Source organism: Bradyrhizobium sp. CAR08 (genome assembly GCF_052871955.1).
Genome location: NZ_JBIXJX010000008.1, coordinates 206,779 through 223,095 on the forward strand (window position 1 = coordinate 206,779; position 16,317 = coordinate 223,095).

Genomic DNA, 16,317 nt, shown 5'->3' on the forward strand with positions numbered 1-16,317 from the left:
GATCAGCCGCCGTCGTTGCAATAGCGTTTCCACATCGCGCGATAGGCATCGTCCACCGCTTGCACGTATGAGATTGGGTTGCCGGCGGCGGCAGCCCTGATCTGTCCGGGCAGTTCGCCGCGCAACTTATCGAGCTCGCCGATCTGCAACCCACGGCTCGCTGCGATTTCGACATAGGCCTCATCGCTGTCCGCGACCCACTCCGGCAGGCCCAGCGCGGTGAGGATGGAGCCGGCAGCACGGCTCGGCAGGCTGTGACCGAGCTTCGCCACCACCGGCACGCCCATCTGCAAGGCTTCCCACGTGCTGACGCCGCCATTCTGCGGGAATGGGTCGAGGCCAATATCGACGCGATTGAACGTTGCCAGATGTTCGTCTCGCGACGTGGCTCCGAGCAGATCGACGCGTTCGGCCGGCAACCGGCAAGCGGCAAACCGCGCCAGCAGATTGTCGCGGACCAGCTGAGCGTCCAGTGCAGTATCCTTGATCAGCAGTCGCGAACCCGGCACCCGCTCGAGAATCCTAGACCAGACTTCCACCGCCTCGTTCGAAATCTTGCTGGTGCGGTTGAAGACACCGAATGTGATGAAGCCGTTCGCGAGCGCCGGCGTCGGCGCCCGCGCAATCCCGGGTGGCAGCGGCGCCAGCGTCACAAAGCACGGCAGGTCAACGATGGTCTCCGCAAACAGATGCCGAACCGCGGCAGGAATCGCGACCGGGTCCGAGAATAGATAATCGATGGTTGGCAACCCGGTCCCGGTCCCATGGCCCCAGCCATGCGCCTGAACAGGTGCCGGTTTGCGCGCAAACACACCGAGGCGGTTTCCGCTGGTGTGGCCGGACAGATCGATCAGGATATCGACGCCGTCGGCGCGGATCTGAGCGGCGAGGCGATCGTCGGACCATTGCGAGGCGTCGCGCCAGCGATCGGCGATCCCCTGAAATTCGCTGGTCGTCGCATCCGTTTTCGGTGAACAAGCGTAGCACACGATCTCGAACTGTGCCCGATCATGGTGCTGCAGGACCGGCTTGAAAATGAACGCCGCTGAATGTGTGTGAAAATCCGACGAGACATAACCCAGCACCAGACGGCGATCCGGATCGCGGCTGTTCTCATGCGATCCCGCCGCTGCTGAGGCGATCTTCGCACCGATCTGCTCCCACCATACATGTCGCGCTTGCTGATGCTGCGCAACGCTGGCGTCGGCCATGAAATCGAGGGTGAATATCTTGCTGGAAATCGTGCTCTGATCAGGCTCGATGTCGAGAGCTCTGTCGAAACTGGCGAGGGCTTCGTCGACCCGGCCAAGTGCCGCGAGACATTGGCCGAGCAGGCTGTGGGCCTGAGAGAAGCCGGGATCGGCCGCGAGAGCCTTCTCGCAATCGGACAATGCTTCGGCAACTTGCCGGGTCAGGAGCAAGATACTGGCCCGCCAGAGCCATCCATTCGCGTCGTCGGGTGCGAGGGCGATTGCGCGATTGCAATCCGCCATGGCTTCGTCAAATCGCTGAAGCTCCCGCAATGCAACGGCGCGGGTCGACAGCGCCGAGGCGTAGTCAGGCTTGATCGATAGCGCGCGGTTTAAGCTTGCGATCGCTTCGTCATAGGCGCGCACACGGCAGAGCGCCCAACCCCGGCCGTTATGGGCTTCGGAAAGTCTTCCGTCGATTGCGAGCGCCTTGTCGTAGCTCTCGAGCGCTTCCTGGTAAAGTTCAAGGGCCGCGCTTGCGTTGCCGAGATTGGACAGGGCCAAGGCGTAGTTGGGTCGAAGGGCGAGGGCCTTCCGATAGCTCTCGCGGGCCTCATTGTGACGTTTCAGCCCGTTGAGCGCGACGCCCAGGCTCATATGGGCTTCGGCAGATCGCGGATCCAAGGCCACCGCTCGGCTCAGCAAAACTTGCGCCTGCCGATAGTTTTTGGCTTCAGACTCCAAAGCGCCCAGCAAATGCAGCGCGATGAATTGGTCGGGCGCAAGCTCCAGGAGTTCGCGATAGGCCGTCTTGGCCTCGGGGAGAAGTCCCGCCTTGTGCAGCTGGAGGGCGCGCGCGAGCAACGGCCCTAGCTCGGCTTTTTGCCGTTTCTGAAGCCGGGCATTTTGAAATGCCCGCTGGCCTGCGCTGTTGCTCATGAATCAATTCCAGCCGAATCTCCTGAAGAGATTAACATGGAAGGATTGTCGCGATTGCGCTGCGCCCCATCGGAGCTGCGAGGGCGCCAGCCTCACACAAGCTTCACGTCAACACCCCCACCACTGCTCCCATCAGACACGTCGTCAGCGTTCCCGACACGATCGACTTCAGCCCGAGCGCATTGATTTCCTCGCGCCGTTCCGGCGCCATCACGCCGAGACCGCCGATCATGATGCCGAGGCTGGCGAAATTGGCGAAGCCGCACATCGCATAGAGCATGATCAGGCGCGAGCGCGGATCGAGCGTGCCGGGCGGCAATTTCGAGAAGTCGACATAGGCGATCAGCTCGTTCAGCACGGTTTTCGTGCCCATCAGGCTGCCGGCGGTGATCGCCTGATCCCACGGCAATCCCATGAGCCAGCACACCGGCGCCATCACGAGGCCGAGCAGGCGCTGCAACGAGATCGCAGCGCCGCCGACATCAGGCAGCAGGCCGAGGATCGCATTGACGAGATAGACCAGCGCCACCAGCACCAGCAGCATGGCGACGATGTTGATCAGCAGCTCGATCCCCGCGCCCGTCCCTTTCACGATCGCGTCCATCGTGCTGGAGACCTCCATCTCGGGAGCCTCCAGCGCGCCGCCGGTGCGCTTGTCGGATGTCTCCGGCACCATGATGAGGCTGACCAGGATCGCGGCGGGGGCACCCAGCACCGAGGCGATGACGAAATGGGCGGCTGCGTCGGGAATGAGGGGAGCAAGGAGCGTCGCATACAGCACCAGCACCGTGCCGGCGATGCCGGCCATGCCGCCGGTCATCACCAGGAACAACTCGCTGCGGGTCATTTGCGCGAGATAAGGCCGCACGAACAGCGGCGCCTCGACCATGCCGAGAAAGATGTTGGCGGCGGTCGAGAGTCCGACCGCGCCGCCGACGCCGAGCGTCCGCTCCAGCAGCCAGGCCATGCCGCGCACGACCGGCGGCAGCACGCGCCAATAGAACAAGAGCGTCGTCAGCACGCTCATGACCAGCACGATCGGCAGCGCCTGGAACGCCAGGACGAAATCGGCACCCGGTGCTTTCAGGTCGAAGGGCAGGGGACCGCCGCCGACATAGCCGAACACGAAGGAGGAGCCGGCGCGCGAGGCCGCCGAGATCGCGCTCACCGCGTCGTTGATGGCACCGAACGCGCGCGCGACGACGGGCACCTTCAGGAGAACGATCGCGGTGACGAAGGTGGCGGCGAGGCCGATCGCCGCCTGGCGCAGCGAGGCCGCGCGGCGATTCTCGCTCAGGACCAAGGCGATCAACAGCAATGCGAAAACGCCGAGTGCCGATTGCAGCCGCAGCATGATGTCCCCAAACCCCGATGATTATGGCCACCCCTGCGTTGCAAACGCAATGCCGGGAGATTGTCGAAGCGTCTCGCTGTTGACAAGCAGGTCCGCGTCAGCCACGCGGAGCACGTCGACATCAGGAGCCGGATAGCCCGAGCGTGACCGAAGAGGCGATGCCAGACCAGCCCATATCGGGAAACCCGCCGGTCAGTGCCCGCGCGCTCCTCTCCCATCGCGCCTTTCTGTTCTTTCTGCTCTCGCGCAGCCTGTCGCGTTTCTCCAGCCAGATTGCGGCGGTCGCGATCGGCTGGCAGATCTACGATCTCACCGGCTCGGCCTTCGATCTCGGCATGGTCGGCCTCGTGCAATTCCTGCCCACGGCGCTGCTGGTGTTCATCGCCGGCCATGCCGCCGACCGCTACGAGCGCAAGCGCGTGGTCCAGCTCTGCCAACTCGTGGAAGCAGCGACCGCGCTCTATCTCGGCGTCATCACCTATCTCGGCTTGGTCAGCGAAGTTCAGATTTTCGTGGCCACCTTCGTGCTCGGCATTGCCGGTGCGTTCGAGAGCCCGACCACCGCGGCGCTGCTGCCGGCGATCGCCCCGCAGGGCTCGCTCCAGCGCGCCACCGCCGTCTCCAGCGGTGCGGCGCAGGTCGCGACCATTACCGGTCCGGCGCTAGGCGGTTTTGCCTACGCGGTTGCGCCGCATCTCGCCTACGCGGTGATGGTGCTGTTCTGGATCTTCGGGATGATCCTGACCGGCTTCATCCGGCCGCGCCCGCAGGCGATCGCCAAGGATATCGCGGGAGCCGACAATATCTTCGCCGGCGTCCGCTTCATCCGCAGCAATCCGGCGATCCTCGGCACCATCTCGCTCGATCTGTTCGCGGTGCTGTTCGGCGGCGTCACCGCGCTTCTGCCGATCTATGCCCGCGACATCCTCCAGACCGGTCCGATGGGACTCGGAATCCTCCGCGCCGCGCCCGCGGTCGGCGCGCTGCTGATGACCATGGTGCTGGCCCGTCACGCCATTTCGCGGCATGTGGGCCTGCGCATGTTTCAGGCCGTGATCGTGTTCGGCGTCGCAACGGTCGTGTTCGCGCTGTCGTCCTGGATGTGGCTCTCGGTGCTCGCGCTCGCCGTTCTCGGCGCGGCCGATACGATCAGCGTCGTGATCCGTTTCTCGCTGGTGCAGCTCGCGACCCCCGACGAGATGCGCGGCCGGGTCGGCGCGGTGAACTTCCTCTTCATCAACGCCTCCAACCAGCTCGGCCAGTTCGAGAGCGGGGTTGCTGCCGCACTGTTCGGCGCCATGCCGGCAGCCGTGCTGGGCGGCGTCTGCACGGTTGCGGTGGCGCTGTTGTGGATGAAGCTGTTTCCGAGTCTGCGCCGGGTGGAGAGTTTGGAGTAGGAGCTCGCTCTCTCCCCGTCATTGCGAGGAGCCCGCGACAAAATTGTGAAGTAATTTTGCGCTGGCGCGACGAAGCAATCCAGAATCTTGCCGCGGTGGTAGTCTGGATTGCTTCGCTGCGCTCGCAATGACGATTGTTGAAGCAGTGCGGAGATTTAGCCGACTTCACGTCCGCTTGCGGAGCGAGGCTGCAACCCCATGCCGCCTACTGTGCATGGGGTTGTTTTCGCGTTTTCTGATTCAGCCCCGTCCCACGAACGGCATCTTGGTTGCCATGACGGTCATGGTCAGCACGTTGGCATCGAGGGGCAGGCCGGCCATGTAGGCGACGGCATCGCCGACCGCCTTCGCATCCATGCGCGGCTCCTGCTTCGACGTGCCGTCGGGCTGCAGCACGCCGGGGCCGTTGACCATGCGGTCAGTCATGGGCGTTGCGGCGTTGCCGATGTCGACCTGGCCGACCGCGATGTCGTACATGCGGCCGTCGAGGTTGGAGGCCTTGGTGAGGCCGGTGATGGCGTGCTTGGTCGAGGTATAGGCCGCCGAGAACGGCCGCGGCGCATGCGCCGAGATCGAGCCGTTGTTGATGATGCGGCCGCCGCGCGGGCTCTGGTCCTTCATGATGCGGAAGGCGTGCTGGGTGCACAGGAACGGGCCGGTGAGATTGGTGTTCACCACCGCCTGCCACTGCTCGAGGCTGAGATCCTCGAAATTCACCGGCGGGGCGCCCATGCCGGCATTGTTGAAGAGCACGTCGAGCCGGCCATAGGTGGCCTTCACCTTGTCGAACAGTGCCGCAATCGAGTCCGGCTTGGTCATGTCGGCGGTGATGCAGAGGCTCTTTCCGGCGGGGCCGAGCTTGGCCGTCTCCTCGAGCATCTCGGGCCGGCGCCCGACCAGCACCACGGTGAAGCCTGTGTTCATCAGCGCCAGTGACGCCGCGCGCCCGACTCCAGTGCCAGCGCCCGTCACCACTGCGATCTTTTTCGCTTCACTCATCGTTTCCTGCCTTTTCTCTTGATCTGTCAGGTTTTGGATTCTTTTTCGTTCTTGTAGGGCGGCCGCGGAATGTTCTGATGCGCGGCGCGCAAGGCCGCCGACCAGCGCGAGCGCAAATCGTGGAAATAGGGCTCGCCCGCCTCGATGCGGTGGTTGAGGTCGGCCTCGCAGGCGTCGGCGCGCACCACCAGAACGTCGATCGGCAGGCCGACGCCGAGATTCGAGCGCATGGTCGAATCCATCGAGATCAGCCCGGTCTTCAGCGCCTCGTAGAGTTCGACGTCGTAATGCATGGCGCGGTCGAGCACCGGCTTGCCGTATTTGTGCTCGCCGATCTGCAGATAGGGTGTGTCGGTGGTGCATTCGATGAAATTGCCGGCGGTGTAGACCATGAACAGGCGCATGCGCGCGCCGTTGATCTGGCCCCCGAACAGGAAGGACACGTCGAACGATACGTCCTCAGACCTCAGTGCGGGGCCCTCGGTCGCGTGCACGGCCCGGATCGCCCGGCCAATGCGCTGGGCGGCCTGGAACATGGTCGGCGCGTTCATCAGCGTCTCGATCTCACCGGTGTCGGGGTCTTCGAGGCCCTCGGTCAGCGTCGAGAGCACCGACTGGCTGATGGCGAGGTTGCCGGCGCTGGCAATCGCCATAATGCGGTCGCCGGGCTTGGAGAAGATGTGGAGCTTGCGGAAGGTCGAGACGTTGTCGAGGCCGGCATTGGTGCGGGTGTCGGCGATCATCACCAGACCGTCCCGAACTAGAATTCCGCAACAATAGGTCATTTCCTGTCCCCGAACGCGTTTGCGCGGATTACTAGCCAATTTCAAGGGCCGCTCCAACCCCCGATTGCCGCGGGGCGGCAGGGTGGAAACCGACCATGGGTGAGGGGCGCGCGGGGCGCGGTTCAGCTCTGCCGCTGGGACTGCGATTGCGACTGGCCGCCGCGGCCGGCCTGCTCGACCTTGACCGCCACCGACAGCGTCTCCGCGCCGCCGCCATAGCGGGTGCCGCGCACGGGGGCGGCGCCGAGATAATCGAGCCCGATCGCGACCCGGACGTGGGCGTCCGTGGCGCAGATGCTGTTGGCGGGATCGAAGCCGACCCAGCCGAGACCGTCGACATAGGCCTCCGCCCAGGCATGGCCCGCGTCCTGATGCACCGTGCCGTCGGAGCGCAGGAAGTGGCCGGAGACGAAGCGCGCCGGCACGCCGCCGCTGCGCGCGCAGGCGATGAAGATGTGCGCGTAGTCCTGGCACACACCGCGCTTGAGCGTGAACGCTTCCGCCGCCGACGTGCCGCTGTTGGTGGGGTCCTCGTCGAAGGTCATGTGATCGCTGATTTGCGTCATCAGCGTGTGCAGGAAGCCCAGCGTGTCGCTCTCGGCCTCGCTACGCAGCTGGCGCGCGACCGCATTCATCGCCGGATTGACCGTGGTAAGGTCGGTGGCGCGCAAGAACATGCCGGCGGGAAAGCGCTCGTCGGCGCCGCGGAGAACGCCGCCGGTGTCATGGGTCTCGATCAGGCCCTCGGCGGTGATCTTGATATCGCCGACCGGTCCGCAGGACAGCACATGGGTGACGTTGCCGAACGCATCCTCGTGGGTGTCGAGCTTGGTGTCGGTCGACACGTCGATCTGCCACTCCGCCACATATTGCCCGTCATGGCTGCCGGGCGTCATGCGCAGGATCTGGATCACGCTCGTGGCCTGCGGCTCGTAGCGATAGGTCGTGGTGTGCAGGATTCGCAGGCGCATGGTGGACCGTTGTTGTAGCGTCATCGATCCGGGCTAGCCCTGCGGGCGTCCCCGGAATGACAGCAGTATCAGATCAAATACTGCTTCGTGATGATTTCGCCCAGCCTGGAATTGTCCAAGATGAATTCCTGAATGAATTCATGCACGCCATGCTGGAAAATGTCGTTCATATTGCTGTGTTCCAGCCGGTTGCGAATGCCGCGGGCATGGCGCTGGGCCGGACCCTGGCGGCCATAGGCGACGCCGATCTGATCGAGATTGCGCACCAGATTGCCGTAGCAGCTTGCGAGCGAACGCGGCAGCGAATCGTTGAGGATGAGCAAATCCGCGATCAGCCAGGGCTTCAGTGTCTCGCGATAGACCCAGTGATAGGCCGTCAGCGCCGAAACCGAACGCAGGATCGAGGTCCATTGGTAGAAATCCAGCGGGCCGCCGACATGCTCCTCCTCGGGCAGCAGCACATGGTATTTCACGTCGAGAATACGAGCGGTGTTGTCGGCGCGTTCGAGATGCAGGCCCATCCGCGAGAACCAGTAGGCGTCGTTGCGCAGCATGGTCCGGTAGGCCGAGCCGTCGAAGCGCAGCGAGGTCTCCTGCACGAAGCGCAGGAACTTTGCGAGATCCTCGCGCGTGGAGGTCCCTCTGCTCCAGACCTCCTGCAACTCGATCCAGGCCGAGTTGATGGTATCCCACATCTCGCTCGTCAGCGCTGTGCGCACCGAGCGCGAATTCAGCCGCGCGGCCTCGATGCAATTCCTGATCGAGGACGGATTATCCGCCGAGAACGAGAGATAATCCACGACGTTGCGCTCGTTGGCTTCTTCGTACTGCTGATAGAAGCTTGCGGCGACGCCGGCGGTCAAGAGCGCCGAGTCCCATTCGTTGGTCTTGCCGATATAGGCGGCGGGAAGCGCGGTGACGCGCAGCGTCGCATCGATGGTGCGCGCGAGATATTCGGCCCGTTCGACGTAGCGGGCGAGCCAATAGAGGTTTTCGGCGGTACGCGACAGCATCTCTCTACTCGTCCAGGATCCAGGTATCTTTGGTGCCGCCGCCCTGGCTCGAATTCACCACCAGGGAGCCTTCCTTCAGGGCAACGCGTGTCAACCCGCCGGGGACGATCGTGGTGCTCTTGCTGCCGGTGAGCACGAACGGCCGCAGGTCGACGTGGCGGGGCGCAAGGCCGGATGCCGTGCAGGTCGGGCAGGTCGAGAGCGCCAGCGTCGGCTGCGCAATGAAGCCCTCGGGCTCGCGTTTGAGCTTCTCGCGGAAGGCTTCAATCGTCGCCTTGGTCGCGGCAGGGCCGATCAGCATGCCGTAGCCGCCGGAGCCGTGCACCTCCTTCACGACGAGCTCGCTCAGATGGTCCAGCACATAGGCGAGATCCTTCGGCTCGCGGCAGCGCCAGGTCTGCACGTTCTTCAGGATCGGCTCCTCGCCGAGGTAGAATTTTACGATGTCCGGCATGTAGGAGTAGATCGCCTTGTCGTCGGCGATGCCGGTGCCGACCGCGTTGGCGAGCGTGATGTTGCCGGCCGCATAGGCCGACATCAGCCCGGGCACGCCGAGGGCGGAGTCGGGGCGGAAGGTGAGGGGATCGAGGTAGTCGTCGTCGACGCGGCGGTAGATCACGTCGACCCGTTTCACGCCCTCGGTCGTCCGCATGAACACTTCGTTGTTCTTGACGATGAGGTCACGGCCCTCGACCAGCTCGATACCGAGCTTGTCGGCGAGGAAGGAGTGCTCGTAATAGGCCGAGTTGTAGACGCCCGGCGTGAGCAACGCGACGGTCGGCTCGCCGGAGGCGCTTTGCGGCGCCACCGAGCGCAAGGCGGATAGCAGCTCGTCCGGATAGCGTTCGACCGGCGCCACCCTGTGGCGGGCGAACAGGTCCGGAAACAGCCGCATCATGATCTCGCGGTTTTCCAGCATGTAGGACACGCCCGAGGGCGTGCGTGCATTGTCCTCCAGCACGATGAAGTCCTCGGCATCGACCCGGACGATGTCGATGCCGGCGATGTGCACGTAGACGTCGTGCGGCACCTGCTGGCCGTTCATCTCGGGACGGAAGACCGGGTTCTGAAAGATGAGGTCGTCGGGCACGATCTCGGCACGGAGGATATCGCGGCCGTGATAGATGTCGCGCAGGAACATGTTGAGCGCGCGCACGCGCTGCTTCAGGCCCTTCTCCAGCAGTGACCATTCCTTGCCGGACATGATCCGCGGGATCACATCGAAGGGGATCAGGCGCTCCGTGGACTCGGAGTCGCCATAGACCGCGAAGGTAATGCCGATGCGGCGGAAGAGGAGCTCGGCCTCCTGGCGGCGATATTCGAGCGCCTCGGGAGGCGTCTCCTTGAGCCAGCGCGCCAGCTCCTGATAGGCGGGCCGAAGGTCCCCACCGGGAATGTTCATTTCATCAAACGCGACTGCCATAGATCCCGACTTGTCTCCGCAAGGCGTTGCGCCATTCGACAGGTCGCGAGGCCCTGGTGAAGACCGCAACGTCCTGGCCATGCGGCAAGAGTGCATGACTTTCATGCGGTAGCAAGGGCCGGGCCAGCGCGATAAGCATGGGGAGAGGACATTTGCCGGGGATGGCCGGCGGCTTGCCTGAAAAAATGGCTGAGGACTGCTTATTTCGGCAGCAAAACCGCGTGACTTCAACGCGTTACCTCGGCAAAGTCGGGCCGATAGGTGAGGGACTTGAGGTATGAGCGAGATCGTCACGGCGGGTATTCTGGTCATTGGGGACGAAATCCTGTCCGGCCGGACCAAGGACAAGAACATCGGCTTCATCGCCGAATACCTGACCAATATCGGCATCGACCTGAAGGAGGTCCGGGTCGTCTCCGACGACGAGTCCGACATCATTGCCGCGTTGGATGCACTGCGGCATCGCTACACCTATGTCTTCACCACAGGTGGCATCGGGCCGACCCATGACGACATCACCGCTGATAGCGTCGCCAAGGCGTTCGGCGTCGGCATCGACCATCACCCGGAGGTGGTCGCCCGTTTCCGCGAGCGCTGGAGCGAGCAGGACCTCAACGAGGCCCGCCTGCGCATGGCCCGCATTCCTGATGGTGCCGAGCTGATCCAGAGCGCGACCATCCTCGCTCCCGGCTTCAAGATCGGCAATGTCATCGTGATGGCGGGCGTGCCCTCGATCATGCAGGCGATGATGGACATCGTCTCGCCCAAGCTGAAATCGGGCGTGCGCATGCTCTCTGAATCGGTCCGCGCCAATGCGCGGGAAGGCGACATCGGCAGCCCGCTGCGGGCGATTGCCGCCCAACATCCCGACACCATCATCGGCAGCTATCCCTTCATGGATGAAGAGCAGAAGCCGAACACCAATCTGGTGGTGCGCTCGCGCGATGCGGACAAGCTCGCAGCCGCAATGGCGGCGGTGAAGGAAATGCTGGCGGGATTGAACATCACCCGCTAGCAACCTAGCTGCCGGCAGACGAAGCAGGAGACGACGATGGCTGGTGAAGCACCGGAACTAAGTGCGGAAGAACGGGCGGGCCGCCCCTTTCCGGTGTCGTGGGACCAGTTCCACCGGGATTGCCGGGCACTGACCTGGCGGCTCAATGAAGTTGGTCCGTTTCATGCGGTGATCGCGATCACCCGCGGCGGGCTTGTGCCGGCGGCGATCGTGGCGCGCGAGCTTGGCGTGCGCGTGATCGATACGGTCTGCATCGCCAGCTACGACCACGACAAGCAGGGCGACCTTAAAGTGCTGAAGGGCATCTCCGAAGACGTGATGAAGCTCGGCGGCGGCACCGGCAAGGGGCTCCTGATCGTCGACGATCTCGTCGACACCGGCAAGACCGGCAAGCTGGTGCGCGCGATGCTCCCCGACGCGCATTTCGCAACTGTCTACGCCAAGCCGAAGGGACGTCCGCTGGTCGATACCTTCATCACCGAAGTCTCGCAGGACACCTGGATCTTCTTCCCCTGGGACACCGCCCTGTCCTATCACCCGCCGCTTCGCGACGGGGCGGCGTGATTATCGCCGTCATTGCGAGCGCAGCGAAGCAATCCAGAAATGTGTCCGCGGAAACAGTCTGGATTGCTTCGTCGCTTCGCTCCTCGCAATGACGGGTGGAGGCGACCATGCCCCTGCAAAACCGCGTCACGCCGACCGGCGAGATCATCGCGACACCGCACCGCGGCATGTTCACCGGCAACCGCGGCATCATTCATGATCCCGCGACGAAGACGCTGCTGAAAAAGCGCTGGTCGTCGCCGACCTGGATCACCTGCCTGTGCGAATTCCGCGGCTGGCGTCGGCCGGTGATGGCGCGGCGGAGCTGGACCGAGCTGTTCTTCCTCGACGAGGCCACGGCTTTTGCCGCCGGCCATCGGCCCTGCTTCTTCTGCCGCCGCGACGATGCGAAGCGATTTCGCGTTGCATGGGAGATGGGCAACGACGCCCGCGGCATCAGCGCCAAGGCGATGGATGCCGTACTGCATCGGGAGCGGCTCGATCGTGGCAAGAAACGGCTGCATGTGCTGTCGATGCCGCTCGCGGAATTGCCTGACGGCGCGATGGTGCAACAGGGCGATGACTGCTTCCTCCTCGCGCAGGGCAAGGCGCTGCAGTGGTCACCCGCGGGCTACGCCCTGCATCCGAGCGCCCTCGATCACCCGTTGCTGTTGACGCCGCCTTCCACGCTGCGCGCGATCATCGCTGGATATCAACCTGTGCTGCATCGGACCGCGCGCCGCTAGCGCAGCGGCTTGCCGTGCTCATCCACTGTGGTCCGCGCATCCCGCAGTGCCCATTCGCGGATCACTTGGCGGCAGCGCGTCAGCTCGGCTTCGCTCGCGGCATTCGCATCCTTCGACGCACGCTCCACGATTGCTTTGCAATTGAGAAGCACGGAACGATCCTCTGCGCGCGCCGACAGCGCGAACGCGGCAAGCGTTGCAATGGTGAACGCCAGACGGATCACATCCCTAACCCAGCTTCTCGCGTGCCAGCGCGGCACCCGCGCCGAGCGCCATCAGCTTGGCTTCGGCGATCTCGCGCCGCATCGGCGCCATGCCGCAATTGGTGGTGGCGATGATGTTGCTCTTGGGCACGAATTTCGACACCGCGTCGATCACCTGGACGACATCCTCGGCCGTCTCCACCGTGTCGCTGGCGACATCGATCACGCCGGCCTGCACGATCTTGGACTTGAGCAGCGCAAGCAGGTCAAGCGGCACCTTCGAGTTGCGGCACTCGATCGCGACCTGCTGGATCGGGCTGGCGTCGATCGCGGGAAATATCTGCTCGTACTGCCGCCATTGCGCGCCGAGCGTTTCCTTCCAGTCGGTGTTGGCCTTGATGCCGTAGCCGTAGCAAATATGCACGGCGGTGGCGCAGGTCAGGCCCTGCGCGGCGCGCTCCAGCGCCTTGATGCCCCAATCGTTGACCTCGTCCATATAGACGTTGAACGCGGGCTCGTCGAACTGCACGAGATCGACGCCGTCGGCCTGGAGCGCCTTGGCTTCCTCGTTCAGCAGTTCGGCGAACGCAAAGGCCATCTTGACGCGGTCGCCATAGTAGCGATCGGCAATGGTGTCGATGATGGTCATCGGGCCGGGCAGGGTGAATTTCAGCTTCTTCATCGTGTGCGCGCGGGCGACACGCGCCTCGTCGGCGTGGACGCGGCTCTTCAGCCGGAGCGGGGCGACGACCTGCGGCACCATCGCCTTGTAGCGATCCTTGCGGATACCCATCTCGACCTTGTGGGCGAAATCGATGCCCTCGATCTTCTCCAGGAAACCGTGGACGAAATGTTGCCGGGCCTGCTCGCCCTCAGTGACGATGTCGATCCCGGCGTCCTCCTGGACTTTAACGGCAAGCATCGTCGCATCGCGCTTGGCGCGGACGAGCTCGTCGCCTTGCGACTTCCAGGGCGCCCAGAGCATGTTGGGTTCGGCGAGCCATTCCGGCTTCGGCAAGGAGCCGGCGATCGTGGTTGGAAACAGCATGGCGGCCCTCTCGGCGGGTTATGATTGCGCCCCTTCCTGCCATGTCTTAACGTCGAGGTACAGAACAACAAAAGTCGCCTTGAAACCGGCGGCGCCGGACCGGAAACGCCATGATCGAATTCTTCTTCGACTGTTCCAGCCCCTGGACCTATCTCGCCTTCCACAACATCCAGCCGCTGGCCAGGGAGGTTGGCGCGGAGATCATCTGGCGGCCGATCCTGGTGGGCGGCATCTTCAATACGGTCAACCCAAGTGTCTACGCGCAGCGTGAGACGCCGGTGCCGCTGAAGGCGCGCTACATGAAAAAGGACCTTGCCGACTGGTCGCGCTCGGCCGGTCTCGCGATCAAGATGCCGCCGACGGTATTTCCGGTGAACAGCGTGAAAGCGATGCGCGGCTGCATCTGGCTCGGGCACGAATCGGTGCCTTTCGCCACGGCGGTGTTCGAGACCTATTGGGGCGAGGACAAGGACATCTCGCAGGATTCAGTGCTCGCGGAGATCTGCAGGAAGGTCGGCGTCGATGAGCAGAAATTCTTCGCGGGCATTTCGGGGCAGGGGATCAAGGATCAGCTCAAGGCCAACACCGAAGAAGTCGTCGCCCGCGGCGGCTTTGGCTCGCCGACGATCTTTCTCGGCAAGACCGACATGTATTTTGGCAATGACCGCCTGCCGTTGATCCGCGAGGCGCTGCTGCGCGGCAAGGCGAGCGCGGCCTGATGGTGCGGGCTGTCGTTTGCCGCGCGCTCGGCGCGCCCGAAAAATTGCAGCTCGAAGAGTTTCCGTCGCGCGAGCTGAAGCCGGGCGAAGTGCGCGTCGCGATCCGTGCCGCCGGCCTGAATTTTCCCGACGTGCTGATGGCGGCCGGCGAATACCAGCTCAAGCCGGAGCTGCCGTTCACGCCGGGCATGGAGGCGGCCGGCGACGTGACCGAAGTCGGCGCAGAGGCGAGCGGCGTCGCCGTCGGCGACAAGGTCATCGTCAAGATGCGGCACGGCGCCTTCACGGATGAAGCCGTGGTGACGCCGTCGCAGCTCACGCCGAAGCCATCCACGTTCGACTATGCGGAAGCCGCGACCTATCTCGCCGGGCACGGCACCGCCTATCACGCGCTGATCGACCGCGGCCGGGTGGCGCCGGGCGAGGTGCTGCTGGTGCATGGCGCCGGCGGTGGCGTGGGCCTTGCTGCCGTGGAGATCGGCAAGATGCTGGGTGCCACCGTAATCGCGACGGCGTCCAGCGACGAAAAGCTCGCGATCGCCAAGGCGCGCGGCGCCGATCATCTCGTGCGCTACGACCGCGAGCCGTTTCGTGATGTTGTCAAACGTATTACCGATGGGCGCGGTGCCGACGTCGTGTTCGATCCCGTCGGCGGAGAAGTGTTCGAAAACTCGATGCGTTGCATCGCCTGGGGCGCACGGCTGCTGGTGATCGGCTTCACCGGCGGCATCGGCTCGGCGAAAACCAATCTCTTGCTGATCAAAGGCGCCAGCGTGCTCGGCGTGCGTGCCGGCGAGGCCGTGCGGAAAAATCCAGCGCTTGGCGAAGTGCGCCTGAGGGCGCTGCTCACATGGGCGGAAGAGGGCAAGCTGCGCCCTAACGTCTCGCATCGCCTGCCGCTGGAGGAGTTTGCGCAGGCGATGCGGTTGCTGATCGACCGCAAGGCGATCGGGCGTGTGGCGCTGGTGATGGACTAAGCGCCTACAAGGTCACTTGTACTCCCGCTCAGTCCACCACGGGAAATAATCCGGCATGTCGCTCGATACCTTGTTCTTGAACTGCGCGGGGCGCTTTTCCAGGAACGACACCACGCCTTCCTTCACGTCGTCGGAGCGGCCGCGGGCGTAGATGCCACGGCTGTCGACCTTGTGGGCTTCCATCGGGTCGTCAGCGCCCATCATGCGCCACATCATCTGCCGGATCAGCGCCACCGATACCGGCGCGGTCTTGGCCGCGAATTCCTTGGCGAGCGCGCGGGCGGTCGGCAGCAGATCATCGGGGGCCACGACCTTGCTGACGAGACGTCCTGCGAGGGCTTCCTGGGCCGGGAAGACGCGGCCCGAATAGCACCATTCCAGCGCCTGCGAGATGCCGACGATGCGCGGCAGGAACCAGCTCGAGGCCGCCTCCGGCACGATGCCGCGCTGGGAGAACACGAAGCCGAAGCGCGCGGCATCGGAGGCGATGCGGATGTCCATCGCGAGCTGCATGGTAACACCGATGCCGACCGCGGGACCGTTCACCGCGGCAATCACCGGTTTCAGGCATTTGAAGATGCGCAGTGTCACCTGGCCACCGCCGTCGCGCACCTGGGAATCACTGTAGTCGACCTTGCCGTCGGCGAAGCGCTTCACCGGTCCGCGACGCGCGTCGCGATCAAAGGTGTCCGCGCCCGACGAAAGATCTGCGCCCGCGCAAAACCCGCGACCGGCGCCTGTGACGATGATGGCGCGGACGTCGTCGTCCTTGTCGGCGGCGTCGAACGCGTCGATCAGCTCTCCTTGCATCTGCGCGTTGAAGGCGTTGAGCTTGTCGGGCCGGTTCAGCGTGATGGTGAGGATCTGCTCGGCGACCTCGTATTTGATCGTCTCATACGCCATGGTGGTTTCCTTCCTGTCCTGAATTCTGTCTCGAAGAGACGTCATGCATAGCCGCCAGCGTCCGTCTTGCGCGGACTGGGCATGTGGCGGCC

The 16,317-nt window shown here is 64.1% G+C and carries 16 protein-coding genes; 6 read left to right on the forward strand and 10 right to left on the reverse strand.

Annotation, left to right across the window (positions count from 1 at the left end; genetic code table 11):
• Positions 1–2: 2 nt before the first annotated feature.
• Both ACIPUD_RS18755 and ACIPUD_RS18760 read right to left on the reverse strand, forming a co-directional pair.
• Entirely contained in the window at positions 3–2,129 is a 2,127-nt protein-coding gene (locus ACIPUD_RS18755) for an O-linked N-acetylglucosamine transferase, SPINDLY family protein (RefSeq protein WP_446481302.1), read from the reverse strand.
• A 103-nt stretch (positions 2,130–2,232) separates the two neighbouring features.
• A complete protein-coding gene (locus ACIPUD_RS18760; RefSeq protein WP_446481303.1) occupies positions 2,233–3,483 on the reverse strand; it encodes a NupC/NupG family nucleoside CNT transporter in 1,251 nt (416 codons plus the stop codon).
• 158 nt (positions 3,484–3,641) lie between these two features.
• Between ACIPUD_RS18760 and ACIPUD_RS18765 the strand changes: the two genes are divergently transcribed.
• Positions 3,642–4,880, forward strand: a complete 1,239-nt coding sequence (locus ACIPUD_RS18765) for an MFS transporter (protein WP_446481304.1) — start codon at positions 3,642–3,644, stop codon at positions 4,878–4,880.
• Between the two features lie 240 nt (positions 4,881–5,120).
• On the opposite strand, the gene ACIPUD_RS18770 is transcribed toward ACIPUD_RS18765, so the two are convergent.
• The 5 genes from ACIPUD_RS18770 to ACIPUD_RS18790 all read right to left on the reverse strand — a co-directional run bounded on the left by ACIPUD_RS18770 (position 5,121) and on the right by ACIPUD_RS18790 (position 10,071).
• Entirely contained in the window at positions 5,121–5,879 is a 759-nt protein-coding gene (locus ACIPUD_RS18770) for an SDR family oxidoreductase (protein ID WP_446481305.1), read from the reverse strand.
• Between the two features lie 26 nt (positions 5,880–5,905).
• Positions 5,906–6,664, reverse strand: a complete 759-nt coding sequence (locus tag ACIPUD_RS18775) for a proteasome-type protease (RefSeq protein WP_026232918.1) — start codon at positions 6,662–6,664, stop codon at positions 5,906–5,908.
• A 122-nt stretch (positions 6,665–6,786) separates the two neighbouring features.
• Complete coding sequence (locus ACIPUD_RS18780) at positions 6,787–7,635, reverse strand: transglutaminase family protein (protein WP_007611900.1); 849 nt, start codon at positions 7,633–7,635, stop codon at positions 6,787–6,789.
• Positions 7,636–7,703: 68 nt separating this feature from the next.
• Complete coding sequence (locus tag ACIPUD_RS18785) at positions 7,704–8,648, reverse strand: alpha-E domain-containing protein (protein WP_018455303.1); 945 nt, start codon at positions 8,646–8,648, stop codon at positions 7,704–7,706.
• A 4-nt stretch (positions 8,649–8,652) separates the two neighbouring features.
• Complete coding sequence (locus ACIPUD_RS18790) at positions 8,653–10,071, reverse strand: circularly permuted type 2 ATP-grasp protein (RefSeq protein WP_027518749.1); 1,419 nt, start codon at positions 10,069–10,071, stop codon at positions 8,653–8,655.
• 277 nt (positions 10,072–10,348) lie between these two features.
• Here ACIPUD_RS18790 and ACIPUD_RS18795 point away from each other — a divergent pair, with 277 nt between their 5' ends.
• From ACIPUD_RS18795 to ACIPUD_RS18805, 3 genes are all read left to right on the forward strand, one after another.
• Positions 10,349–11,086, forward strand: coding sequence for a competence/damage-inducible protein A (locus ACIPUD_RS18795; protein ID WP_018455305.1), 738 nt, complete (start codon positions 10,349–10,351; stop codon positions 11,084–11,086).
• A gap of 36 nt (positions 11,087–11,122) precedes the next feature.
• The gene (gene gpt, locus ACIPUD_RS18800) at positions 11,123–11,650 is read left to right on the forward strand and encodes a xanthine phosphoribosyltransferase (protein ID WP_007602504.1); all 528 of its coding nucleotides are present in this window, start codon (positions 11,123–11,125) and stop codon (positions 11,648–11,650) included.
• A 107-nt stretch (positions 11,651–11,757) separates the two neighbouring features.
• Positions 11,758–12,375, forward strand: coding sequence for a hypothetical protein (locus ACIPUD_RS18805; RefSeq protein ID WP_446481306.1), 618 nt, complete (start codon positions 11,758–11,760; stop codon positions 12,373–12,375).
• Here the strand turns inward: ACIPUD_RS18805 and ACIPUD_RS18810 are convergent.
• Positions 12,372–12,599 carry a hypothetical protein gene (locus ACIPUD_RS18810; RefSeq protein WP_085351097.1) on the reverse strand — a complete coding sequence of 76 codons (228 nt, stop codon included), beginning with the start codon at positions 12,597–12,599 and terminating at the stop codon, positions 12,372–12,374. The genes ACIPUD_RS18805 and ACIPUD_RS18810 overlap by 4 nt on opposite strands.
• A 4-nt stretch (positions 12,600–12,603) precedes the next feature.
• Positions 12,604–13,626 (reverse strand): methionine synthase, encoded by a 1,023-nt coding sequence (locus ACIPUD_RS18815; RefSeq protein ID WP_204511612.1) that lies wholly within the window; start codon positions 13,624–13,626, stop codon positions 12,604–12,606.
• Between the two features lie 110 nt (positions 13,627–13,736).
• Between ACIPUD_RS18815 and ACIPUD_RS18820 the strand changes: the two genes are divergently transcribed.
• Entirely contained in the window at positions 13,737–14,345 is a 609-nt protein-coding gene (locus ACIPUD_RS18820) for a 2-hydroxychromene-2-carboxylate isomerase (protein ID WP_247367936.1), read from the forward strand.
• On the forward strand, positions 14,345–15,322 hold the full coding sequence (locus ACIPUD_RS18825; RefSeq protein ID WP_446481307.1) for an NADPH:quinone oxidoreductase family protein: 978 nt from the start codon (positions 14,345–14,347) through the stop codon (positions 15,320–15,322). Before ACIPUD_RS18820 ends, ACIPUD_RS18825 begins: the two co-directional genes overlap by 1 nt.
• A gap of 12 nt (positions 15,323–15,334) precedes the next feature.
• Here the strand turns inward: ACIPUD_RS18825 and ACIPUD_RS18830 are convergent, their stop codons facing one another.
• On the reverse strand, positions 15,335–16,225 hold the full coding sequence (locus tag ACIPUD_RS18830) for a crotonase/enoyl-CoA hydratase family protein (RefSeq protein WP_085351100.1): 891 nt from the start codon (positions 16,223–16,225) through the stop codon (positions 15,335–15,337).
• Positions 16,226–16,317 lie beyond the last annotated feature (92 nt).